The organism is Thalassospira sp. ABD4_177 (assembly GCF_056160125.1).
Genome location: NZ_JBSWWO010000002.1, coordinates 142,265 through 165,571 on the forward strand (window position 1 = coordinate 142,265; position 23,307 = coordinate 165,571).

Genomic DNA, 23,307 nt, shown 5'->3' on the forward strand with positions numbered 1-23,307 from the left:
CCGTCCCGCCCACTTTGAAGCCCCCGGCATTCATACATTCAGGCCCTCCAGCCGATAAGCCCGCATACCCGCAACGAGCGCGTCAAACACCACGCGGCAGCGCAAATGATCCCGAAGTCCTTCATGCATGGTAACCCAAGTATCCAGCCCCAAGGTAAAATCAGGCAAGAGACGCACACATCCTGACGTCCGACGCGCCAAGCCCAACTGACAGAGCGCAACCCCAAAACCTGCACGCAGCATGGCAAGCTGGGCAACATTGCTATCAACACGCAAAGCAAAACGAGCATTGGAAATTTCGGGCATGCGCTCGACCATGGCCCTGACATCGGCAGTGGCCGTATCAAAGCCGATCAGATCGAGTTGCCCCAGCTCATCCCAACCGATTTCTTCTGCTTTTCCCTGCCACCCTGCATGGGCGAGATAATCTGCCATTGCATGAAAACCGAGATCGATATTGCCAATATGCTGGGCAACCAGCGCATCCTGATCCGGTGCTACCATACGCACTGCGATATCGGCATCCCGTCGCAACAGGTTTTCCAACCGATTTGACAGGACAAGTTCGACCTCAAGGTCTGGATGATCTCGACGCAGCCTGGTGACGATTGGCGGCAAGATTTCAACACCAACAATTTCGGCTGCAGTCACGCGAACTGTTCCCTGAACAAAGCCGATATCCCCACTGGCAGCGCGTCGTAGTCCTCGCGCGGCTGACTGAACCGCGGTTGCATGCGGCAATAACGATATCGCCGTATCAGTCGGCACCAGACCGGACTGTGATCTGGTAAACAGCACAACACCCAAGTGTTCCTGCAACTCGTCCACATGCCGCCCGACAGTTGGCTGCGTCACACCAAGCACGCGCGCCGCCGCCGACAAGGAGCCGCACTCCATCACCGCGATAAAGGTTCGATACAAGTTCCAATCCGGTTCATTCTTATCCATACATTTTTGTATAGCATGAAAACATATTTATAGAATCTTGTTTTCCTAGATCGACTTTTATCCTCTGCCACACACATGCAGGAGGAATGCACGATGTCGAAACATGAAACCACAACCGCGTTGGTCGTAGGTGCCAATGGTGGGATTGGAAGCGAAGCTGGTGCTGCGCTGCTGCGCCGTGGATGGAAAGTACGCGCACTTGTCCGTAACGCACCCTCCCCCGCGGCTCACCTTGGCCATAACCAGATTGAGTGGCACATCGGTGATGCGATGGAGTCCAAGGTCGTTTTGAATGCCGCACGCGGGGCTGACGCCATTATTCACGCCGTAAATCCGCCGGGATATCGAAACTGGCAAAAACTGGTTTTACCAATGCTAGATAACACTATCCGGGCGGCCACCGTGAACAAGGCACGGATTGTTCTTCCCGGCACGGTTTATAATTTTGCCCCGGAAACATTGCAAAACGTCACCGAAGACAGCCCACAGAGTCCAAGAACCCGCAAAGGCGCCATCCGGGCCGAAATGGAAAGACGCCTTGAGATGGCCACAAGAAACGGTGCAAAGGTATTGATTGTCCGTGCCGGGGATTATTTCGGCGCAAACGCGGGCAACAACTGGTTTTCGCAATGCCTTGTCAATCCCGGGAAAAAGGTCTCCACAATCATGTATCCCGGCAAGAAAGGCATTGGTCACCAATGGGCATATTTGCCTGACGTCGCTGAAACAATGGTTAGACTGCTTGACCATGAAGCCGAAATCGAACCATATGCGCGCTTTCACATGGAAGGCCATTGGGATCATGACGGTCTGCAAATGATGCGTGCCATTCAGAACTGTGTCGGGCAAGAAGTCCCAATACGTCGCCTTCCCTGGACACTTATAAACCTGTTGCGCCCGGTATCTTCATTCTGCCGCGAAGCATCAGAGATCAGATATCTTTGGCAGCATGGTTACAAGATGGAGAATAACGCACTGACCTCCGTCCTTGGTGAAGAACCCCATACAGATCTGATGATGGCCGTGCGCACCAGCTTGGCAGCACTCGGTTGCATCGACGAACCCAGCAGTGCCGCAATCGACGCAATATCACACGCCCAAAGCGCATAAGGATATCGAGACATTCAAAGGCGTTGTCGCTATAACGTCCCCGTGACTTTTCAAGGAACGAGGATATCGATGAACAACGCATTCACCCTTCATCCGCAGCTTGCCGCCGATACCACTCTGGTGACCGACGGACCGCTTTCACATGTTTTGTTGATGAATGATGCGCGTTATCCTTGGCTTATTCTGGTCCCGAAGCGCCCTGACCTTGTCGACTATGACGACCTGAGTGCAGAAGACCGCAAAATTCTGGGCGATGAAGTGGCTGCCGTCTCCGGTGTCATCAAGCGTCGTTTTGACGCATTCAAGACCAATGTCGCGATGCTGGGCAATATGGTGCCGCAGCTTCATTGCCATGTGATTGGCCGCTTCAAGGATGATGCGGCATGGCCGGGCCCGGTCTGGGGTGTTGGTACGGCCGAACCCTATGAAGAGGATGAAGGCCGCGACCGTCTGGCGGCCCTGCGGGCCGATCTGGTATCGGCCTTCAAGCATCTTTAAGCGCTTGAAACAAACTGCTTGAGGCATATCAAGGCAGAGCAGATTGGAATAATGCAAAAGACGGACAGAACGAATTTTCGGGATGTCCGTCATGCAGCTAGCCCTTTACGAAAAATACGACCTGCGCCTGCCGCGCTACACCAGCTACCCGACCGCGCCGCATTTCCATGCCGGTGTCAATGGCGAGGTATTTGAAGGCTGGCTTGGCGATCTTGATCCCGCCCAACCGCTGTCGCTTTATCTGCATGTCCCCTATTGCGAGGAAATGTGCTGGTTCTGCGGCTGCAACACCAAGATCACCAAGAACTACAAGCCGGTGAATGGCTACGTTTCGGCCCTTCTGACCGAGATTGAAGGCACGCTTGGCAAACTGCCCGCAGACGAGACCTTCACGGTTTCGCACATTCACTTTGGCGGCGGCAGCCCGACAATCCTCAAGGCCGAAGATCTGCGCGCCATCATGGCGGCAATCCGCGGACGCCTGCAGATCCTTGATGATGCCGAAATCGCCATTGAAATGGATCCGCGTACCGCGACCGATGACTTCATGGAAGCCATGGTCGAATGCGGCTTCAACCGTGCCAGCATCGGCATTCAGGACTTCAACCAGCAGGTCCAGACAGCGGTCAACCGTGTCCAAAGCATGCAGCTGGTCCGCCAGGTGATTGCAAAACTGCGTTCGCACGGGATTGCCGGCATCAATGTCGATCTGATGTATGGCCTGCCGTTCCAGACGGTTGAGTCGCTGCGTGAAACCGTCGACCAGACGGTCGAGCTCTGCCCGGACCGTCTGTCGGTCTTTGGCTATGCCCATGTCCCGTGGATGAAAAAGCACCAGCAGCTTATCCCGACCGAGGCCCTGCCAAATACCGAGGAACGCTGGGCGCAGTATGAGGAAATCCAGAACCGCCTTGCCAAGCACGGCTTTGTTGCCATCGGGCTTGATCACTTTGCCCATCAGGCCGACAGCATGGCACGTGCGCTGTCCGACGGTCTGCTGCACCGGAACTTCCAGGGCTACACCACTGACCGTGCCGAAGCCCTGATCGGGTTTGGCCCGTCTGCGATTTCGTCCCTGCCGCAGGGCTATGCCCAGAACGATCCGGCACTGGCCCATTGGCAGCGCGCCGTTGAAGATGGCAAATGCGCAATTGAAAAGGGTGTCGCCCTGACCGATGACGACAAACTGCGCCGCGACATCATCAATGAACTGATGTGCAATCTTGCCGTTGATCTTGATGAAGTCTGCGCAAGCCATGGCATTTCCGCAGACCGCTTCGCGCCCGAGATCGAGCGTATCAAGGCGATGACCCAGGATGGCATTGTCGAAGTTAACGGGAATCACATCACGCTCAGCGAAATGGGCCGTCCGCTGGTTCGTGCGGTTTGTGCCGCGTTTGACACGTATCTTGATCACGCGCACGGGCGTCACTCACAGGCGGTTTGACCCAGCAATCCATTCGAACAAAGGGAGCCATCCGGCTCCCTTTTTTGTGTGAGAAATACCTCCAGTGAGGCGTCTATCCACGCAATCAGCTGGCGTTTGGTGCCCCAAGCAGTTCCAAACAACGTTGCGCAACCATGCGTGCCGGCTGCAAGGACGGGTGCTTGAACGGTACCAGTTCGGTATCGGGCAAAAGCGGCCGGGCATAGCCGCCGTCAAACAAGGTTTGGTGCAACCTTTGATGACGCTCATTTGCCAGACCGGCCGGGGCGTAAATATATACCCCACCCGGGGCTGCTGCCGCCTCACAGCACATCGAAACCGAATCACTCGTCACAATCAGAACATCCGCCAGCGCGAGATACCCGAAATAGGGATTTTCGTCCTTCGATTTCCAGTCATGCAAATGGTAGCTCACGCCGGACTCGGCCAACCGCTTTGCGATCAAATCTTCGCATTCCTGTCCCGTGCGTCGGCTGGTGGTAACCAGCAATGACCCGTCCACCGACCGGGCCGCATCAATGGCACGTGTAATCAGCTCTTCTGCCATGGCAGGCGTGAAGGTTGTTTTCTTGGTGCTGCCACCAACGATCACGGCAAAGCGCGGCGATGGAAGCCCTTTGAAATAGGTGCGCCAATTGTCGGCTTCGACCAGAAGCCTCGTCTCGGTCACGCGGTGTGGTGCGCCGGGGATTTGAACAATGTTTTCCCGCACAGCCATTCGGTCATGGGCCGGCACGGCAATCAGATCAAAGCTGCTGTCCCCGCCATCGGGGCGCATGATCTGACAAATGCGCGTATGACCACGGCTTTGCTTTTTGATCCAGCGCGCAACCGGGGCCGTCCGACGCCCGGCGGCGATAACAAGATCGGGCCAAGGTGCCGTCAGGCGTGCACGTGATACTTCATCCACGCCGATCAAACTGGCGTTACGGATAAAATTCGGCAGTTTGACAAGACTGGTGTAGCCGATATCAATCCGCTTGAAAGGCTGCGCCAACGCCTCAGCCACACCTACGGCCTGATTGACATTCCCGGCACGATCATCGGTCAGAACCCAGATCAGGTGTGTGTCTTGATCGCTCATGCAGGGAACTTTCCTGACAGGTTGGTTCGGGCATGTTTCGATCACGCAAATCGTGACGCGAAAATCCCGCGAGTGCTTTTCTGATAGGTACAGCCTGATCAGCGGATTATCAAGCATCAGAAGTCCGAAGAAAATTGCGCTGGGCTTTGAAATCTTTTTGTAATCTAATCCCGGCGCCCCACCTGTAAGGGATCAAAACCTACCCCAAGGGGTAGGGCAGCAAAAGCCTAACGCACAAGGTCAACGTAGACAGAATGCTCAGCACCTCGGTTTCAGTCAAAACAACATCGCGCATTGTCCTGTGCGCCCTTTTGGTGCTGCTGCCGGTCACGGTCTGGCTGGTCACCACATTCTGGCAGGAAGCAAAGCTGATCGACATTACCGAGGACGGGCGCAACAAGCTTGAGCTGTATCGCTCCAACCTGCAGGGCGCGATCAAGGAACATGAATACCTTCCGATCACGCTGGCGTCTGACAAGCGCATCATTGATCTTGCCCTTCAGGCCGACCCGAAGAATGCGGCGGCGGTGAATGTCTATCTTGAAAAGCTGGCCGCAGACAGCGGCGCATCAGATATTTACTTCATGGACCGCAATGGCGAAACGCTGGCGGCGAGCAACTGGAACAGCGATGCCTCCTTTATCGGGCGCAACTTTTCCTTCCGCCCCTATTTCCAGCAAGCCAAAAGCGGCCTGACTGGGCATTACTTTGCCTTCGGGATTACATCCAACGTGCCGGGCTATTATATCTCCCACCCGGTGCGCCCGGACGGCACCAACTTTGCCGGGGCCATGGTGGTCAAAACCCATCTTGAGGCCCTTGTGCAGCGTTGGGCACGCGGCAGCGAGAGCGTTCTGGTCACCGATCAGAACGGCATCGTCATCATTTCATCCAATCTCGATTGGCGGTTTCGCGATCTCGCCGGGCTGGACCGCAAGGACCGCCCGCGTCTGATTGCATCGCGCAAATACGGCAACTATCCGCTTGAACCCATGCCGTTGCTCGACGGCGAATGGCCAGTCGATGACAATCCGGCAACGCTAAGCCTTGGTCCGGTTGCGAAAGATCGCAACGCAAAAGAAGCCCGCGAACAAGCAACCGGCACACTGCAAACCCGCCCGGCAGCACCGGACAAGACCACCTATCTGGTCACGGCAAGCACGCTTCCCAAACAGGGCTGGCGGATGTTTCTTCTTACCGATAAATCGCTTCTGGACCGGTCGGTGATCAGTGCTGGTGTCATGGGCGGGGCTGTGCATATCATTTTGACCGGTCTGATTTTCATCATCCTGCAGCGCCGCCGCGCGATGCTGGAGCAGCTTGAAATTCGCGACTGGTCACAGCGCGAACTGGAACGTCAGGTGCGCCTGCGCACGACCGATCTGATGAACACCAACCAGCGCCTGGCAGAAGAAATCACTGAGCGGTCGCGCACCGAAGATGCCCTGCGTACCGCCCAGGCCGAACTGGTGCAAACCAGCAAGCTCGCCGCCCTTGGTCAGATGTCCGCAGGCATCGCGCACGAAATCAATCAGCCGCTAACCGCCATTCGGAACTATGCAGAAAACGCCTTGAAATTCATCGCGCGCGGCAACGATGAAACCGCGAACCGCAACCTGCAACGTATCTCGGAACTGACCGATCGCATGGGCCGGATTACCGGCAATCTCAAGGCCTTTTCCCGCCGCCCGGAGCAGGACAACCATCCGGTCGATGTCCCGGCCCAGATGCAGATGGCAATCGAACTTGCGCTTGAGACCGGGCGGGCCGGTGCGGAAAACATCACCCTGCAACAGCATGGCGATATCAAACCTGTCATTGCCGAGGCCAATCAACTGACCCAGGTCTTTACCAATCTGGTCAATAACGCGGCTGACGCCTGTCAGAATGTTGAATACCCTGAAATCGATATCTCGATTACGGGCGCAGATGACCGCGTGATTGTGAAGGTCAATGACAACGGGCATGGCATTTTGCCAGACAACCTGCCCAAACTTTTTGATCCGTTTTTCACCACCAAGCCGTTTGGCGATGGCTTGGGGCTGGGTTTATCGATCTGTTATGGCATTGTCCGAAGCTTTGGCGGCACCATCCGTGCGGAAAACCGCCCGCAAGGCGGCGCCTCCTTCATCATAGAGCTTCGCTATGAAGGACCGGGCGAAATGGCCGCGCAAAACAGCATCTCGACGCCGGGCGTCGCGGCTGCTAAAACACCGGCAGAAACCCGCACACACCTTGCAGGTCACCATGATCAGGGCTAACAGCAAAACTGTCCTCTGATCCATCCATCGGGTCAAAGGATAAGCCAGTGCCGACCAGTGCCGAATGCGTTCTGTTTGTTGACGATGACGAAGATGTGCGTGAAGCCGCACAGCAAACGCTTGAGCTTGCCGATATCCCGGTCGAAGTGTTCGCCGATGCGCCGTCTGCGATTGAACGCCTGAAAAAAGGCTGGCCGGGTGTGGTGATTTCCGACATCCGCATGCCAAAGATGGATGGTCTCGCACTGCTGTCCGAGGTCAAAAAAATCGATGCCGAAATGCCGGTCATTCTGGTCACCGGCCATGGTGATGTCGCCACCGCCGTGCAGGCGATGCATGACGGCGCATTTGATTTCATCGAAAAGCCCTATGCCCCGGATCTGTTTATCGACATCACAAGGCGCGCGATGAGCCACCGCGCGCTCGTGCTTGAAAACCGCACGCTCAAGATCGAACTGGCCCGCCATTCCAAGAACGCATCCGACTTCATTGGCCGCAACCCAGCGATGGAAAAGCTCCGCACGCTTATTGGCAATGTTGCCAGCACCAATGCCCATGTCCTGATCAATGGCGAAACCGGATCGGGCAAGGAAGTCATTGCCCGCAATCTGCATGAAATGTCGGGCCGTCCGGGGCCGTTTGTTGCGGTCAATTGCGGCGGCATGCCGGAACATCTAATTGAATCCGAACTGTTTGGCCACGAAGCCGGCGCCTTCACGGGTGCTGATCACAAACGCATCGGCAAGTTCGAATTTGCCGACAAGGGCACGCTTTTCCTTGATGAAATCGAAAGCATGCCACTTGCCCTGCAGATCAAGCTGTTGCGGGTTTTGCAGGAACGCGCCCTTGAGCGCCTCGGCTCAAACCGGGTTCTGCCGATTGATCTGCGTGTCGTTGCCGCGACCAAGATTGATTTGCGCGCTGCATCTGCCCGCGGCGAATTTCGTGAAGACCTTTATTACCGGCTGAACGTCGTGCAGCTTCACATCCCGCCGCTTCGCGATCGCAAGGATGACATTGCGCTGTTGTTTGAATATTTCACCCGCGATGCCGCCAAGCGATTTGATCGCACCGTTGCCCCGATTACGCCTGCGGAAATGGCGCGCTTTAATGCCTATGACTGGCCGGGCAATGTCCGTGAATTGCGCAATGCTGCCGAACGGCGTGTACTGGGGCTTGATCCACTGGCAACCGGCGAGGACAGCGACGAAAACTATGGCGTTCCCCTGCCCCAACAGGTCGAGGCGTTCGAGCGAAGCCTGATCACCGAAGCCCTTCGTGAACATGGCGGAAATGTCACCGCCACCGTCACAGCACTCGGCGTGCCGCGCAAAACGTTTTACGACAAGCTGACGAAATACAATATCGTCCCGGCCGAGTTCAGGCGCCCACGCAACAGCAACGCCCCAGAGCCCGTCAATTAGACGGGCTTATACATTGAGAGGCAGAAGGATTTGTTATGATCCTTCTGCCTCTTTTGTTTGAACGGGTGGTCGCCACCACCCGTTCACGGAGCACAGAGCGGTTGAGCCCTTGCGGGCAGGACCCTTGACGGTCGTAAAAAAGCAGAACCCTCTGCGCACCCTGAGGCTTCGTCGAACCGCTGAGAGAGCTTTTACGCTCGTGTATAAGAGGGACAAAGCCAATGACTTATACTACGCGTTTTGTGGGGATCGATATATCGAAATCCACCTTTGATATTTGCCTGTTACCTGAAAACCGGACAAAAACTTTTGCCAATACACCTTCGGGCATTGCCAGCTTTCTTGGTTGGCTTGCCGGGTATGAGGATGTTGAGCGTATCCTTGTTGAACCGACAGGAGGCTATGAACGCTCAATTGTTGAAGCCTTGCTGGCGGCACACTGGCCCGTTGCAAAGGTGAATGCGAAATATATCCGCCAGTTTGCCCGCGCCAGCGGCCAACTGTCCAAAACCGACCGGATTGACGCCTTCGTTATCGCAGATTACGGCAGGCGCATGGAAACCCGCTTGCTCGAGCCCCCTTCAGCACGGCAGTCTGAACTGTCCGACCTCGTACAGCGCTACCGCCAGCTTTCTCACATGATTGTTCAGGAGAAAAATCGCAGGGAAAAGCAGGTCGATAAAACGCTGGGATGGATTGAGGAAACGCTCGACTTTCTTGTTGAGCAGCGCCGCGAGGTGATCATGGCAATGGAAAACTGCCTGGCCGAAGATGAGGACCTGCAGGCCCGAGCAAATGTTCTGATGTCGCTGAAAGGTATCGGGATGAGAACCGCTTGCTTCCTGCTGGCTGGATTGCCTGAACTCGGACGGTTGGACAAAGGCCAGATTGCCAAACTGGTTGGTGTGGCACCGCTCAATCGTGATAGCGGCCTCATGCGGGGCAAAAGAACGATTGCCGGCGGCAGACAACAGGTGCGCGACGTTCTCTATGTCGCCGCACTACCTGCTATTCGCTTCGATCCGGAGATGAAAGCCTTCTACCAACGCCTCAAACAAAAGGGAAAACCCGGAAAGGTCGCGCTTGTCGCCGTCATGCGCAAAATCATTGTAAGGGCAAACGCAAGGATGCGCATATATCATGCAGCGGTCCTTGACACTTAACACCGCTGCTTTTTTGTGCCCGCGTTTCATCAACGCCAACCGCCTTTGAACAGGCGCGGCAGATCCTGTGTGAACTACCGCACATTTTGCCCAAAATAGTGAGCGAAATCACAAACATAATAGCCTGAATTTGCTGCGGCGCAACAACGCTAAATTCAATCTATAACATTGATATTATTGCACAATCATCACCTCCCACGAACTGGCCCGCGGCTTGCTGATTACGGCACAGCGCCAAACGGCGTTTTAGAACGACGCCAAAAAGGCGCGCTAACGGGAAAACAGATTTAATCAATCAAGGGAGACGTATTGATGCGTCCTATCAGCCAAAGCATTCTTGCTGCCGGCGTTGCTGCCGCAGCACTTCTGGGGTCCAACCTTTCTGCTTCCGCACAGGAAGTCATCAAGTTCGCGCACGTTGTTGCGCCGAACACCCCAAAGGGCCAGGGTGCGGATTACTTCAAGAAACGCGCCGAAGAAATTCTGGGCGACAAGGTCAAGATCGAGATTTATCCGAACTCGCAGCTGTTTGATGACAGCAAGGTTCTTGCTGCCATCCTGCGTGGTGACGTTCAGTTCGGCGCACCGTCGCTTGCGAAATTCGGCAAATGGACCAAACAGCTTCAGGTCTATGACCTTCCGTTCCTGTTCAAGGACATGGATGCGGTTTCCTGCTTCCAGAACGGTGAAAAAGGCCAGGAACTTCTCGGTGCCATGTCGTCCAAAGGCCTGACCGGTGTCGGGTACTGGCACAACGGCCTGAAACAGCTTTCCGCCAACAAGCCGCTGCGCATGCCGAGCGATGCCGAAGGCCTGAAATTCCGTATTCAGTCCTCTGACGTCATTGCTGCCCAGTTCGAAGCTGTTGATGCCGTTCCACAGAAAATGGCGTTCTCGGAAACCTATTCCGCCCTTCAGACCGGCGTTGTGGATGGTCAGGAAAACACCTGGTCGAACATCTATTCCAAGAAGTTCTTCGAAGTTCAGGACTATATCAGCGAGTCCAACCATGGCCTGCTCGACTATATGGTCGTGACTTCGACCAAGTGGTGGGAAGGCCTGGATCCGGAAATCCGCGAAGGTCTGGCACAGGCGATGAACGAAGCATCCGAATATGCCAACAACCTGTCGGCGGACCTGACCGCAGAACAGCGTCAGGCCGTGATCGATTCCGGCGAAACCGAAGTTCTGCAGCTGACTGATGCCGAGTTTGCCGCATGGCGTGATGCCGTCAAACCGGTCTGGGAAGAATTCGCAGACGATATCGGTCAGGACATCATCGACGCTGCTGCGGCGTGTAACTGATACCGCACCGTTTCCAATCCAACATTATCGGAAAAGGACCGTTTACGATGATCTCAACGGTCGTTAACCGGCTGGAGGAGGGCATTATTGCCCTCCTGCTCGCCGCCATGACGTCGCTTACCTTTGTAAACGTCATCATGCGTTATGTTTTCAATTCCGGCCTGACCTGGGCGCTGGAAATCACCGAATTCCTGTTTGCCTGGCTGATCCTGTTTGGCATGTCCTATGGGGTCAAGGTCGGTTCGCACATCGGTGTTGATGCGCTGGTTCGCCTGTTCCCCAAAAATGTGCAGCGCATCATTGGCCTGATCGTGGTCGCGGCTGGCATTCTTTATTCAAGCTGGCTGATCATTGGCGGGTGGGAGCTTGTCAGCTTCAACCACATGCTTGAAATGGAAGCCGAAGACAGCCCAGTCATGCTGTGGTTCGTCTATCTGATCATGCCCTTGGGCGCGGCCTTGCTGGCATTCCGCCTGGCGCAAGTTGGCTGGCGCATCATTACCGGCAAACAGGTCGGCTTTAATCTGGCAGACGAAGCCCGCGAAGCCATCGATCAGCTTGGCGCGGCCACCGCGGATGACGACAAATCCGCCACCGCTTCGACGCCAAAACCATAAGCCGGACGGGGAAGACATTTAAATGACGATTGCATTCCTGTTTATCCTGCTGTTTGGCCTGATGGCCTTTGGCGCGCCGATCGCGATCTCGCTGGGTGTTGCCTCGCTTTCAACCATTCTTCTGTTTGGCGATGACAGCCTGGCCACACTGGCAGAGAAACTTTTTGGCGGCATGGAGCATTACACCCTGCTTGCCATTCCCTATTTCATTCTGGCATCGGCGTTTCTGTCGACCGGTGGCGTTGCGCGGCGTTTGATCCGCTTTGCCATTGATACCGTCGGCTGGTTCCCCGGTGGCCTTGCCATGGCATCGGTTCTGGCTTGCATGCTGTTTGCCGCTGTGTCGGGTTCAAGCCCGGCGACGGTTGTTGCCATTGGCTCCATCGTGATTGCCGGCATGGTGCGCGCGGGCTACCCGCAAAGCTTTGCCGCCGGTGTGATCTGTAATGCCGGTACGCTCGGCATCCTGATCCCGCCCTCCATCGTCATGGTTGTCTATGCCGCCGCGACCGAGGTTTCCGTGGGCCGTATGTTCCTGGGTGGTGTCATTCCGGGGATCATGGTCGGCCTGATGCTGATGACCGCGATCTATATTGTCGCCCGCATCAAAAAACTGCCAAGCCAGCCCCGCCCGACCCTCGGCGAATGGGGCGGCGCGCTGTTTTCCGCATCGGGTGGCTTGTTGCTTGTCATCCTGATCATGGGCGGCATTTATGGCGGCGTCTTCACCCCGACCGAGGCCGCGGCAGTGGCAGCGTTCTATGCCATGTTTGTTGCCGTGCTGTTTTACCGTGACATGGGCCCGATCAAGGAACTGTCCTGGGTACCGGAAAGCGGCAACACATCGATTGGCAGCCTGATCGCACATAACGTGCCGCAAATGGGCAAGGCGCTTGCGCTTCTGCCGTTTGACAAGGAAATCCGTCACGTCCTGCTCGATGCCGGTAAAGTCACGATCATGCTGATGTTCATCATCGCCAATGCGATGCTGTTTGCCCATGTTCTGACCTCGGAACGCATCCCGCACACCATTGCCGAAACCATTATCGGCTGGGGACTTCCGGCGTGGGGCTTCCTGATTGTTGTGAACATTGTTCTGCTGATTGCCGGCAACTTCATGGAACCAAGCGCGATCCTTTTGATCATGGCGCCGATCCTGTTCCCGATTGCCATGCAGCTTGGCATTGATCCGATCCATCTGGGCATCATCATGGTGGTCAATATGGAAATCGGCATGATCACGCCGCCGGTCGGATTGAACCTGTTCGTGACATCGGGGATTACGGGCATGCCGTTACTCAAGGTCGTCAAGGCCGCCCTGCCGTGGCTGATGATCCTGCTGGGCTTCCTAGTGGTGATCACCTATGTCCCGGCGATATCGACCTGGCTTCCGACAACCCTGATGGGTCCGGAACGGATCATGACCCACTAAACGGGTTTGATCGCAGACACACAAAAAGCAAGGGCGGCATTCGATCGGATGCCGCCCTTGCTGTATTTCAGTGCCACGGCCCGCGACATGCGGTACTATTGGTTAAACCCATGACAACCAAGAAAATCCAGGCCTGATTGCGCCTCTGGAAGGAGCGGTTTCAAAATGTCCAAGATGAATTTCAACGACTATGGCCGCTGCATGGCGACCTATAACAGCTGGCAGAATGGCGTGCTGTTTGACCTGTGTGAACAGATCGGTGATGTCGAACGACTTCTGGATCGCGGCATGTTCTTTGGCTCCATCCATAACACGCTGAACCATATTCTTTATGTCGATCTGCGCATCCTGACCATTTTGCGCACCGGCGAAGCAGGCCCGTTTCAGCCGACCTCAATCGTCGCCGATGACTTTGAAACTCTCAAAGCCATGCGCGACGAAGTCGATGCGGAAATCATCGAATTCGTCGAAGGCACTGATCACAGCTGGCAGGATGAAATTCGCGAACTGCCATTTCCCGATGGCGTGACCCGTAAACTGCCGCGCCAACTGTTTCTCGTGCAGCTGTTCAACCAACAAACCCATCACCGTTCACAGATCACAAGCGAACTGCACAAGATGGGCTTTGATTATGGCAACACGGACGTGCCCTACACGCCCGACCTGCCGCTATACTAGGAAGCGACTTTAGCAACGCTTGGGAAAAACTGGCGCAAGCAACAGCTGGAAGAAGCCTGAATTTTATGGATAATATGGGGACCGGGATCGTATCATCCCCGGCCACGCACACCTGCCCCTTGATCGCTTAACGCACTGGTATCATGTGCAAACCTGATATCCTCTAGTCGTCATCCCAGCCCCGCCGCCAAACACTGAACGGAATTTATTGCGCATGTCCACGCCCCAGCCCGGTGCGTCGCTTAACCCGAAAAAGCTTGCCATTCTGCTTGCTGCATTGGTTGCGACCGCGCCGTTCGCCATTGATACCTATCTGCCAGCGATTCCGGCGATGGCACGCGATTTCGGCGAAGCCACCCATGCTGTTGAAGTTTCCGTCAGCACCTTCTTGATCGGATTTGCATTAGGACAGTTAATCGGTGGACCTCTGTCCGACCGGGTTGGTCGACGCCCCATCGCATTGTTGGGTTTGACAATCTACATCATTACCAGTGCGATCATCACGACAGTCGACAGCGCCCTGTCACTCAATGTCATGCGGTTTATCCAGGCAATTGGTGGCGGGTTTTCGATTGTTATTGTCGGGGCATCTGTTCGCGATCTGTTTGATGGCAAGGAAGCAGCGCGCATGTTTGCGCTGGTTGCGGTGATCATGATGATCGCACCGCTTGTCGCACCAACCATCGGCTCAGCCCTGCTGGTCTGGTCAACATGGCAATCAATCTTTGTCCTGCTGATTGTCTATGGCAGCGTGATGCTTGCCATCGTTTACCTGAAACTGCCCGAAACAACCGCGATGCGTCGTCGCCATCCAGGGCCGGTACGCCGTGTGTGGTGGACCTATCTGGAAGTGCTGCGCACGCGCAAGGCGGTTGGCTTTATGCTCACCCATGCCGGCGCCAGTGCAGTGATGTTCAGTTTCGTAACCGACAGCCCGTTTATGTATATCGATTTCTTCGGTGTTCCAGAGGCATATTTCCCCTATCTGTTCGGGGCCAATGTTGCGGTGATTATCATCTGCAACCGGCTCAACAATCCGTTGCTCAAACGACTGGAATGTCATCAGATTCTAAAAATTGGCACCGGCATTCAACTGATCGCCACCATCGGCTTATTCATCGCAATAAATGTCTTTGAGCCAAGCTTGTGGACAGCTGTGCCCTTCATCATGTTTTCCGTCGGACTGATCGGACTGACCGCGCCGAATGCCACAGCGTCCTTCATGCAGTATTTCCCGTATATCGGCGGCACGGCGACGGCCCTTTTGGGGACGATCCAGTTTGCCACCGGCGCGGTTGCCGGTATGGTCATCAGTCATTTCCATGACAACACATTGTTGCCATTGACCATTTCGATGCTGGGCTTTGCGATTTTTGCCAATCTGATGGTTCATTTCATCGCCGAAGCCAAACAAACAGAAACCACTGCCTAATCAGGCACCCAGTTCTGCACGCAGCCAGTCAACAAGGGCTTCGGTTGCCGGGTCGGACACCTGTCCGCGCAACCCGCGGAAAACCGATATGCCTGCAGGGTGAAAAACCTGTTCCGCGCAGGGGCGTATCAATATCCCCTGATCAAGCATCTGCTCCACGGTTCTTTGCCAGCCAAGGGCGATGCCCTGCCCGGCGACCGCCGCCTGCAACACCAGCGGATAGCTATCGAAATCCTTGGTTTTTAGATGGGCAATATCGGTCGCGCCCACCTCATCAAGCCACCCGTCCCAATCAAGCCAATCCTGCGGCACCACCCGATGTGACAACAAAACATGACCGGGCAGGTTTTCCAGCGCCAAGGGCGCCTGATCGGACCCAAGATAATTCGGGCTGCAGACCGGGAAAACCGCATCAGACGCCGTAAAGGCCAACGGATAGGAACCGTGCCTACGCCCGGTGGTTTGCAAAGCGACGTCAAAAGGTTGATCAGCATCGACAATCGGCGTGACCGAACTTTTGACCCGAAGTTCGATTTCGGGATGTTGGTGATGAAAATCCGACAGGCGTGGCATCAACCAATAAAACGCTTCGCACAGCTGACAGAACAAAACGATCTCGCCAGATGATCCGGACTTGCGCAAAAACGTGGCTTCCTGGGAAATATCGCCCAGTGCCAACCCAACAATCCGACCAAAACGACGCCCCTCCTCGGTCAGGAAGACGGCCCGGTTGCGACGTTCAAACAACACGGTGCCCAAATCCTTTTCCAGAATTCGGATCTGTTTGCTGATCGCGGCCTGCGTCAGACCAAGCTCGTCAGCAGCCAGCGTAAAGCTTTCATGCCGCGCGGCCGCCTCAAACGGCAAAAGCGATGTCAGGGGCGGCAAGTTTCGCTGCCATTTTTCCATAACCAAAACTCATGAAAAATAGATCAGAAGTCGTTTCAGACTGACGGCATTTGGCGATAGATACAACCCCATGCACTCAAAGATGGGTAAATTCATGGAAAACATTATCTCGCGCAACACTACATTCCTTGGGGTTATCCTGATTACGTCTGCAGTGTGCCTGCTTTCGCTGTCCGACGCGCTGGTAAAACTGCACAATGACCGGTTCAGCATTGCCCAACTGATTTTTCTGCGCTCGGCACTGGCCTGCGTGTTCTTGCTTGTGATCTGGCGCGTAAGGAAACGCGGCACCGGGTCGCTTCTACGGCCAACGCGCTGGGTCATCGTGCGAAGCTTGCTGCTCTGTGCGATGTGGTTGCTTTATTATTGCGGCCTGCCCGACATGTCATTTGCCCTCGCCGCGGCGGCACTTTACACCGCCCCGCTCTTCATGGCGGTATTTGCCCGCCTGATAATCGGCACACCGATTGACCTTCCCGACCAGGCTGCCTTGGGCGCAGGACTGATCGGGGTTGTGATGGCCGTTCAACCAAGCTCTGATAACCTGTCCCCAAGCTTGCTGCTGCCTTTCGGCGCGGCTGCGTGTTACGCGATGGCGGCGGTGTTGACCCGGGCCCATTGCCGCAACGAGACATCGCTTGGCATGGCGATCAACCTTAATCTGTGCCTGGCTGTTGGTGGCGGCATCGCACTGATGGGGCTTGAATGGATCAGCCCGACGACAACGACAGCGACCACCACACCGTCATTCCTGATGGATGGCTGGCGCACCCTGTCCCTGATGGATTTCAGTATTGTCTGCCTTCTGGCCGCCTTCATGACCTATATCGCCATCGCCGTTGCGCAGGCCTATAAGACATCGACCTCGGTCACTGTCGGTCTGTTTGACAACGCCTATCTGGTTTTCGCGGTCATCTGGAGCATCCTGTTCTTTGATGACCTGCCCAATATCATGAGCTTGGCGGGGATTACCTTGCTGGCGGGGGCGGCGGTTATGTCCGCACTCCCACGCCGCAACATGCGACTGAAAACGCTGTAAAGCCGCATGACCCGCAATTGGTGCGCCTATTTGCCGGTAAAGACCGCTTTGCGCTTTTCAAGAAACGCAGTGTAGCCTTCCTTGAAATCGGCACTTTCAAAGGCGCGGTAGCCTTCATCAAATTCACGTGCATCAATCGCCCCGCCCTGGCGCAGGCGATTGAGCATGTTTTTATGCGCACGCTGCGTCAGTGGCGCCCCACCGGCAATGCGCTTGCCAGCTTTGGTGACTTCCTCGTCAAATGCTTCAAGCGCGACATGACGGGCGATAAAGCCGATCTCGCGCGCCCGGGCGACATCAAACACCTGCCCTTCAAGCAGGATTTCAAAAAGCGCTGCCTCACCGAGCAGATCAAGCATGATCTCAAGCTCCGGATAGCCCAGCGTCGCGCCCAACTTCATCGGCGGCACGGCGAATTTTGCGTTATCAGCCGCGATCCGCAGATCACAGGAAGCCGCCAACACAAAGGACGCCCCCATGCACGGCCCGTCAATCGCGGCGATCACCGGATGGGTGCAGTTCTGAATGGTCTGAAGCGCTTCGGCATGGAGCATGCCGTAATCGCGTGCTTTCTCAAACCCGGATCTTTCGCGCACAAATTCATGGATATCCGCCCCCGCGCCAAAACCGGCCCCTTCGCCGCCGCGAATGATCACGCAGCGCAGATCCAGATTATCCGACAATTCCTGAACGATCCTGGCAAGTTCGCCCCACATCGGTTTGGTCAGGGCGTTTTTACGCTCGGGCTGACAGATGCAGATGGTGGCAACTTGATCATCAAGGGTGACATTCAGTCCGGTCTGCTCAGACATGGCATTTCCTCTGGGGCTTATCTGCTTTTGGGGCACGCTGTTTGGGCACAGCTTAAATCGGCATAACTATACCGAATAAACCCAAAAGACGGTTTTGCCAATAATCATGTCTTAGGCAAGCTCTTGAAGGAACGAGAGGTCAAGGTTATTCCGCTCTATGTAGCTTGTACAAGTGAGCAACCATTGGCTTTGACTCGCCATCGGCCCCAACCCTGAACTCTACAATTACATCCCCCCGAAATTTTGAATGTTCTCTTAAAAATTGAATATCGATATCCGGCGTAATTGTTAGTTTGATTCTTTTCTTACCACCTACATCAGGAAGAAGAGCTTTCCAGCCAGACTCTCGTTTATCTATATCGAATACCCGAACATCAATTAGGGTTCTTTCAAAATGCCTAGTGTATTCTTCGCCACTTAATTCCTCGAATAGATTTACGTCTGGCACTTCAACCATCGCCTCAGGAGTCACGAGAACAGTTTCCCCTGTCCGAACTTCGACACCTTTTTCTTCTTTACCGGGGGATAGCAGGTTTACAGCATCTCTCTGAACTCTGGTTCTTTCCCTGCCCGAAAGAACTTCAGAGATTATTTTTTTGATCTCGTCTGATGTTAAGCCCGTGTCTTCCGACAACAGTGAAATGACCGTATTTTGGTTACCAACAATATTAACCGTTGGCTTTGCTTCCTTACCCCATATTGAGTGAACTGCGTAGCCTGCGCCAAATAGCGCAATCAGTATGATCAGCATTGAAATAATTTTTGGATTTCGTTCCAAGATACTTATTCCGTTTCTCTCGCCTAATTTCGAAATGGCGTTTTCCAAATCTTGCTGATGCTCACATACAATCTTGAATATGTAGTCCGTAATTAATGAACCTTCTTCAAGATGCGTGACTGTCAGATCGTAGTGCGGAACTCGAAGCCCGGGAAAAGCTTTCTCAAGAACTCGAGGTAACCTAGATACGATTGCGTCTGTAGCCAAAAGGCTTCGCGCAACTGAATGTAATGACACAGACTGTTTGTTACTAAAATAAAGCGAGTGCTCAATCTGCAATTCCATTCAACTACCTCACCAAAGACTCAAGAAGTAAAATACATCACAAAAACACCCTATAGTTGCAACACAAGCAAAGCCAATCAAAAAATAACGTTCTATCTATGAATGCGTACTTTATCCTTTTTTACCTGCTTCCTTTCTAGCGACAGAAACCGGGTTTGTATTCGGCTAGGTACCCGGAACGCCAAAATCGCAATGGCAAAAGTGGCCACCGCGACAATCCACAGCGCCTGCTGCCCGATTTCAAGTGTCAAAAGCCCGCCGATGACTGCGCCGAGCACCATGCCGGTCCATGGCACGATCTGAATGATCCAGTCGCTGCGGCGATCACCAGTCAACCAGCGTCCGATGCCCCGGCCAAAGCGCGACAGCGCGCCGGTTACATAGGTCAGACCGATGGGAAGCCCTTCGATATGTTCGACCGTGGCATTGATCATGCCCATGCACAAAACCACAAGGAAGAAGGCCGGTGATCCGCGCATCTCGATCGGCAAAATGGCTGCCAGACACAACAAGACTGCCACGACACCCAGCAATCCCGCCAGACGCTTGCGAAACCAGCCCGCCACCACAACGCCAAGCGCATTGCCAATAACAAAGAATCCAACAGCACCAATCAGAATGGCCGCAACCGACCAGTCCCCGCGCCCGATCGCAAGGGCGGCACGCGTGGTATTGCCCGACATGAAGGACACGAAATCACCGGCCATCAAAAGGCCGATGGCATCGGTCATGCCGGCAATCATCGAAATCGCCATCACCAGCACAAGCCCGATCCCCTTGCGGCGGGCCATGATCAAACGGCGGCGTCTTTGTTGGCTCATAACAGACTGTCCTGACAGAAAACTTTGGCCTGATTAAACAGCATTTCCGGTTTGGAATGCCAGCGCTGTTCACAAAGACCGGATACTCGCCGGTTCCTGACCAAATGGTCAGCGGCTTTTCTTTGCGCTTTTCGGCCAAAAGCGCTAAGAGGTGCGCAAATATTCGATCCGGAAAAGGTACAGCTGCCATGACCACTGAAAAACCGACCGCGCATTGCACCTACGCTGCCAAGACTGTCGCCAAGATTTTGCTTGATATCGGGGCTGTAAATTTCCGCCCGGAAGAGGCCTATATCCTGACATCTGGTTGGGCCAGCCCGGTTTATATCGACTGCCGCAAACTGATTTCCTTCCCGCGTGCGCGCCGCAAGGTCATCGAACTCGCCGCCCGTCAGGTTTCTGATGCGGCTGGTTACGAGGCGTTTGACGCCGTCGCCGGCGGTGAAACGGCTGGTATCCCCTATTCCGCGTGGCTGGCCGATGCGCTTGACCTGCCGATGCAGTATGTCCGCAAAAAGCCCAAGGGCTTTGGCCGCAAGGCCCGCATCGAAGGCGACATCCATGAAGGCCAGCGCGTTCTTCTGGTCGAAGATCTCGCGACCGACGGCGCCTCAAAAGTCAATTTCGTCAACGCCATCCGCGAAGCAGGTGCTGAATGCAAACACGCCTTTGTTATCTTCTTCTATGACATTTTTGATGGCGCGCTTGATGAGTTGCGCAAGGACGACATCGAAATGCATTACCTTGCGACCTGGGCCGATGTCCTCGCCGTTGCCGAAGAAGGCGAATATTTCCACAAGGATGCCATCGAAGGCGTACGTTCTTTCCTGAACGACCCGATTGGCTGGTCCAAGGCCAATGGCGGCAAGCACGACTAAGGCCCTTTCACGCAGCCTGTGGCTGCAATGATTTTTCCAAAACGCCTGCCGGTCTTCGGCGGGCGTTTTGCGTATGGGCGATTGTCATCGGGGCTTTTCTGGACAGATCAGGCAAGTCGGTTCAATATGTGAGGCATAAAACCTAAATAGAAGCAAAAGCAAAGTCATAGCAGCAACTGTGACAAAGTTCGGGACAACAAACTGACGTGACCACGGCATACCCGCCACCGGTCGGAGGAACACCGCATGTCGATGCGCAAGATTGCCAAATGCCTGCCTGCACTTGCCCTGGGGCTTGCCCTGTCTGGCTGCATGGCCCCGGTCGAGGAACCGGTCACGATTTCCAACAGTTCCGACACCATTGTCACCCCGTGGGGTGCACCGTCCCAGAATGCGCGCCCGGCCCCTACCGCCGCAATGCCCGCATCCACGCCGGAAAATGACAATCTGGTCATGATGGAAGATCCCAACCGTAAGGCGCTGGATGACATCCGCCAGAAGCAGATCGACGAAGCACGGATTGCCCTTGGCATTCTCGATCGCATGGCGCAACGCTGTCAGACCGGCGATGCCGCGGCCTGCACGACGCTTCAAACCAATTGGAGCACGTTGTCCCAGCAACTCCATAAAACGCTGTCGCTGATGTCAGGTGATGCGATGCAGATGCCAACCAATATCCCCGCAGATGATCCAGCCATGCCCGCGATGGATACCAACACCCCGGCGTCAACCACACCGGCGCCGACACCTGCGCCAACCATGGCGCCTGCTGCCCCGACAGCAAACCAGCCGTCCCTGGCCCCGACCATGCAGGACCCGGCCAATGCCGATACGCCGACCATGGAAAAAACCATTCCGATGACCGAACCGGGTGCAGACGGCTGACATTTAGCGTCAAAATACAACTTGGAATAATTTAATTTGAGATAGAGCAAAGAAACCATCCCGCGCCGACGGTATGGTTTGATCCGACGTTAAGGTCCGGAGCGATTTGAAACATTTCGGGTCTGCGCCATGCCCCCTACCGAATGGAGATCGGATTATGTATCGGGATATTCTTGTCCATATCGACACCTCAGCTGCCTGCAAGGAACGCCTGAATGTGGCGTTGAAAGTTGCCAAGGCGCAGGATGCGCACCTTACCGGTCTTTTCCTGCTGCCCTATCCTGAAATTCCGCGCTTCATGGAAGTCCAGATCACCGAAGAAATCATCAATCAGCAGCGCGAAGCGATGGCCGAAACCGCCAAGGCGGCGCGCACCGATTTCGAAGCTGCCTGCAATGAAGCCGGTGTTGCCTTCAGCTGGCAGGAAACCTCCTGCCCGGCATCTGAAATTGCCGATACCACCGCGATGTATGCCCGCCACCATGACCTGACGGTTCTGGGTCAGCACAACCCGGACAGCTCCGATCCGTGCTCTGTCTCGGAAATGCCGGACAAAGCCATTCTGACCTCTGGCGCGCCGGTTCTGGTCGTGCCGTATGTCGGCAAGTTCGAAACCATTGGCGAACGCGTCATGGTTGCCTGGAAGCCCTATCGTGAAGCGGTGCGCGCGATGAATGACAGCATGCCGTTCCTCGAGGCTGCAAAATCCGCGCTGGTTCTGTGTGCCGACCCGAACAAAGGTGCGCGTGACACTATGCCGGTTCCCGGTGTTGATATTGGCGCACGCCTAAAATGCCATGGCGTGAACGCCAAGAAAGAAACCATGAACGCATCGGGCATCAGTGTCGGCGATCTTCTGCTCTCGCGCGCCGCCGATGAAAGCATCGACCTGATCGTCTGCGGCGCGTATGGCCGCCCACGTCTGCGCGAACTGATGCTTGGCGGTGTCACCCAGCACCTCCTGCGCCACATGACCGTTCCGGTCCTGATGTCGCACTAAAAAACAAAGACCTCCAATCTGCCAAACCGGCTGGAATTTCCAGCCGGTTTTTTCTTTGGCAATCAGCTATCTAGCCGTCAAAGCACCCACAAAAAATTCTGACGAGAAGCTTGCGCTACGAATACAAATTCCAAAATTTAGCATTGAATTTATGTGATCATGCTTATGAATACATATTGAAAAACATATGTAATTTCTGTCATGATTGATTTTTCCGATGGATGAGAACGATTTAATTGTGGCGCAAAAGTTGTTCGAATCCTTGCCAAATGGAACCAATCGGGCCAAATTGGGTCTTACCGCAAAACGGGGCGTGCTCCGAAAAGAGATCGACACAAGAGAGATGGATCGCCTTCTCTGATCTGATGGTTCCTAAGAAGACTGGAATCGCTTTAATTTTTGACAAGGGTCAATGCCATATCGATCCGCATGGTCGATAAGGAAGCCATAAAGACCCGGTCAGGCCGGAGGATATGTCCAGCACAGCAGTTCGCTGATCTG

The 23,307-nt window shown here is 54.9% G+C and carries 21 protein-coding genes; 15 read left to right on the plus strand and 6 right to left on the minus strand.

The features are described from left to right. Positions 1 to 30: 30 nt before the first annotated feature. Positions 31 to 948 carry a LysR family transcriptional regulator gene (locus tag ACXAF0_RS13355; RefSeq protein WP_475346369.1) on the minus strand — a complete coding sequence of 306 codons (918 nt, stop codon included), beginning with the start codon at positions 946 to 948 and terminating at the stop codon, positions 31 to 33. Between the two features lie 93 nt (positions 949 to 1,041). Between ACXAF0_RS13355 and ACXAF0_RS13360 the strand changes: the two genes are divergently transcribed. From ACXAF0_RS13360 to hemN, 3 genes are all read left to right on the plus strand, one after another. Then, on the plus strand, positions 1,042 to 2,058 hold the full coding sequence (locus ACXAF0_RS13360) for an NAD-dependent epimerase/dehydratase family protein (RefSeq protein WP_475346370.1): 1,017 nt from the start codon (positions 1,042 to 1,044) through the stop codon (positions 2,056 to 2,058). Between the two features lie 69 nt (positions 2,059 to 2,127). Further along, entirely contained in the window at positions 2,128 to 2,556 is a 429-nt protein-coding gene (locus tag ACXAF0_RS13365) for an HIT domain-containing protein (RefSeq protein WP_475346371.1), read from the plus strand. A gap of 91 nt (positions 2,557 to 2,647) precedes the next feature. Beyond that, a complete protein-coding gene (gene hemN, locus ACXAF0_RS13370; protein WP_475346372.1) occupies positions 2,648 to 4,003 on the plus strand; it encodes an oxygen-independent coproporphyrinogen III oxidase in 1,356 nt (451 codons plus the stop codon). Positions 4,004 to 4,088: 85 nt separating this feature from the next. Here the strand turns inward: hemN and ACXAF0_RS13375 are convergent, their stop codons facing one another. Further along, positions 4,089 to 5,087, minus strand: coding sequence for a mitochondrial fission ELM1 family protein (locus ACXAF0_RS13375; RefSeq protein ID WP_475346373.1), 999 nt, complete (start codon positions 5,085 to 5,087; stop codon positions 4,089 to 4,091). A gap of 254 nt (positions 5,088 to 5,341) precedes the next feature. Between ACXAF0_RS13375 and ACXAF0_RS13380 the strand changes: the two genes are divergently transcribed. The 8 genes from ACXAF0_RS13380 (at position 5,342) to ACXAF0_RS13415 (ending at position 15,399) form a co-directional block, all read left to right on the plus strand. After that, positions 5,342 to 7,348 carry a sensor histidine kinase gene (locus ACXAF0_RS13380; RefSeq protein ID WP_475346374.1) on the plus strand — a complete coding sequence of 669 codons (2,007 nt, stop codon included), beginning with the start codon at positions 5,342 to 5,344 and terminating at the stop codon, positions 7,346 to 7,348. Positions 7,349 to 7,395: 47 nt separating this feature from the next. Further along, a complete protein-coding gene (locus tag ACXAF0_RS13385) occupies positions 7,396 to 8,772 on the plus strand; it encodes a sigma-54-dependent transcriptional regulator (protein WP_475346375.1) in 1,377 nt (458 codons plus the stop codon). A gap of 221 nt (positions 8,773 to 8,993) precedes the next feature. Further along, positions 8,994 to 9,935, plus strand: a complete 942-nt coding sequence (locus ACXAF0_RS13390; RefSeq protein ID WP_475346376.1) for an IS110 family RNA-guided transposase — start codon at positions 8,994 to 8,996, stop codon at positions 9,933 to 9,935. Positions 9,936 to 10,247: 312 nt separating this feature from the next. Continuing rightward, positions 10,248 to 11,240 (plus strand): TRAP transporter substrate-binding protein, encoded by a 993-nt coding sequence (locus tag ACXAF0_RS13395; protein WP_475346377.1) that lies wholly within the window; start codon positions 10,248 to 10,250, stop codon positions 11,238 to 11,240. 47 nt (positions 11,241 to 11,287) lie between these two features. Beyond that, positions 11,288 to 11,857: a TRAP transporter small permease gene (locus ACXAF0_RS13400; RefSeq protein WP_475346378.1), complete on the plus strand. Its 570-nt coding sequence runs from the start codon at positions 11,288 to 11,290 to the stop codon at positions 11,855 to 11,857. 22 nt (positions 11,858 to 11,879) lie between these two features. After that, a complete protein-coding gene (locus ACXAF0_RS13405; RefSeq protein ID WP_475346379.1) occupies positions 11,880 to 13,289 on the plus strand; it encodes a TRAP transporter large permease in 1,410 nt (469 codons plus the stop codon). Positions 13,290 to 13,454: 165 nt separating this feature from the next. Continuing rightward, on the plus strand, positions 13,455 to 13,967 hold the full coding sequence (locus ACXAF0_RS13410) for a DinB family protein (RefSeq protein WP_475346380.1): 513 nt from the start codon (positions 13,455 to 13,457) through the stop codon (positions 13,965 to 13,967). A 214-nt stretch (positions 13,968 to 14,181) separates the two neighbouring features. Further along, entirely contained in the window at positions 14,182 to 15,399 is a 1,218-nt protein-coding gene (locus ACXAF0_RS13415; protein ID WP_475346381.1) for a Bcr/CflA family multidrug efflux MFS transporter, read from the plus strand. On the opposite strand, the gene ACXAF0_RS13420 is transcribed toward ACXAF0_RS13415, so the two are convergent. After that, positions 15,400 to 16,308, minus strand: coding sequence for a LysR substrate-binding domain-containing protein (locus tag ACXAF0_RS13420; RefSeq protein WP_475346382.1), 909 nt, complete (start codon positions 16,306 to 16,308; stop codon positions 15,400 to 15,402). It abuts the gene before it with no gap. Between the two features lie 70 nt (positions 16,309 to 16,378). On the opposite strand from ACXAF0_RS13420, the gene ACXAF0_RS13425 reads away from it, so the two are divergent. Then, complete coding sequence (locus tag ACXAF0_RS13425; RefSeq protein ID WP_475346383.1) at positions 16,379 to 17,347, plus strand: DMT family transporter; 969 nt, start codon at positions 16,379 to 16,381, stop codon at positions 17,345 to 17,347. A 26-nt stretch (positions 17,348 to 17,373) separates the two neighbouring features. On the opposite strand, the gene ACXAF0_RS13430 is transcribed toward ACXAF0_RS13425, so the two are convergent. From ACXAF0_RS13430 to ACXAF0_RS13440, 3 genes are all read right to left on the minus strand, one after another. Beyond that, the gene (locus tag ACXAF0_RS13430) at positions 17,374 to 18,159 is read right to left on the minus strand and encodes an enoyl-CoA hydratase/isomerase family protein (RefSeq protein ID WP_475346384.1); all 786 of its coding nucleotides are present in this window, start codon (positions 18,157 to 18,159) and stop codon (positions 17,374 to 17,376) included. A 145-nt stretch (positions 18,160 to 18,304) separates the two neighbouring features. Beyond that, on the minus strand, positions 18,305 to 19,222 hold the full coding sequence (locus tag ACXAF0_RS13435; RefSeq protein WP_475346385.1) for a hypothetical protein: 918 nt from the start codon (positions 19,220 to 19,222) through the stop codon (positions 18,305 to 18,307). 92 nt (positions 19,223 to 19,314) lie between these two features. After that, positions 19,315 to 20,043, minus strand: a complete 729-nt coding sequence (locus tag ACXAF0_RS13440) for a YoaK family protein (protein WP_475346386.1) — start codon at positions 20,041 to 20,043, stop codon at positions 19,315 to 19,317. Between the two features lie 188 nt (positions 20,044 to 20,231). On the opposite strand from ACXAF0_RS13440, the gene ACXAF0_RS13445 reads away from it, so the two are divergent. The 3 genes from ACXAF0_RS13445 to ACXAF0_RS13455 all read left to right on the plus strand — a co-directional run bounded on the left by ACXAF0_RS13445 (position 20,232) and on the right by ACXAF0_RS13455 (position 22,806). Beyond that, positions 20,232 to 20,921 carry an orotate phosphoribosyltransferase gene (locus ACXAF0_RS13445; RefSeq protein WP_475346387.1) on the plus strand — a complete coding sequence of 230 codons (690 nt, stop codon included), beginning with the start codon at positions 20,232 to 20,234 and terminating at the stop codon, positions 20,919 to 20,921. Between the two features lie 246 nt (positions 20,922 to 21,167). Beyond that, on the plus strand, positions 21,168 to 21,806 hold the full coding sequence (locus ACXAF0_RS13450) for a hypothetical protein (RefSeq protein WP_475346388.1): 639 nt from the start codon (positions 21,168 to 21,170) through the stop codon (positions 21,804 to 21,806). A 157-nt stretch (positions 21,807 to 21,963) separates the two neighbouring features. Then, complete coding sequence (locus ACXAF0_RS13455; protein WP_475346389.1) at positions 21,964 to 22,806, plus strand: universal stress protein; 843 nt, start codon at positions 21,964 to 21,966, stop codon at positions 22,804 to 22,806. The last annotated feature ends 501 nt before the right edge of the window (positions 22,807 to 23,307 follow it).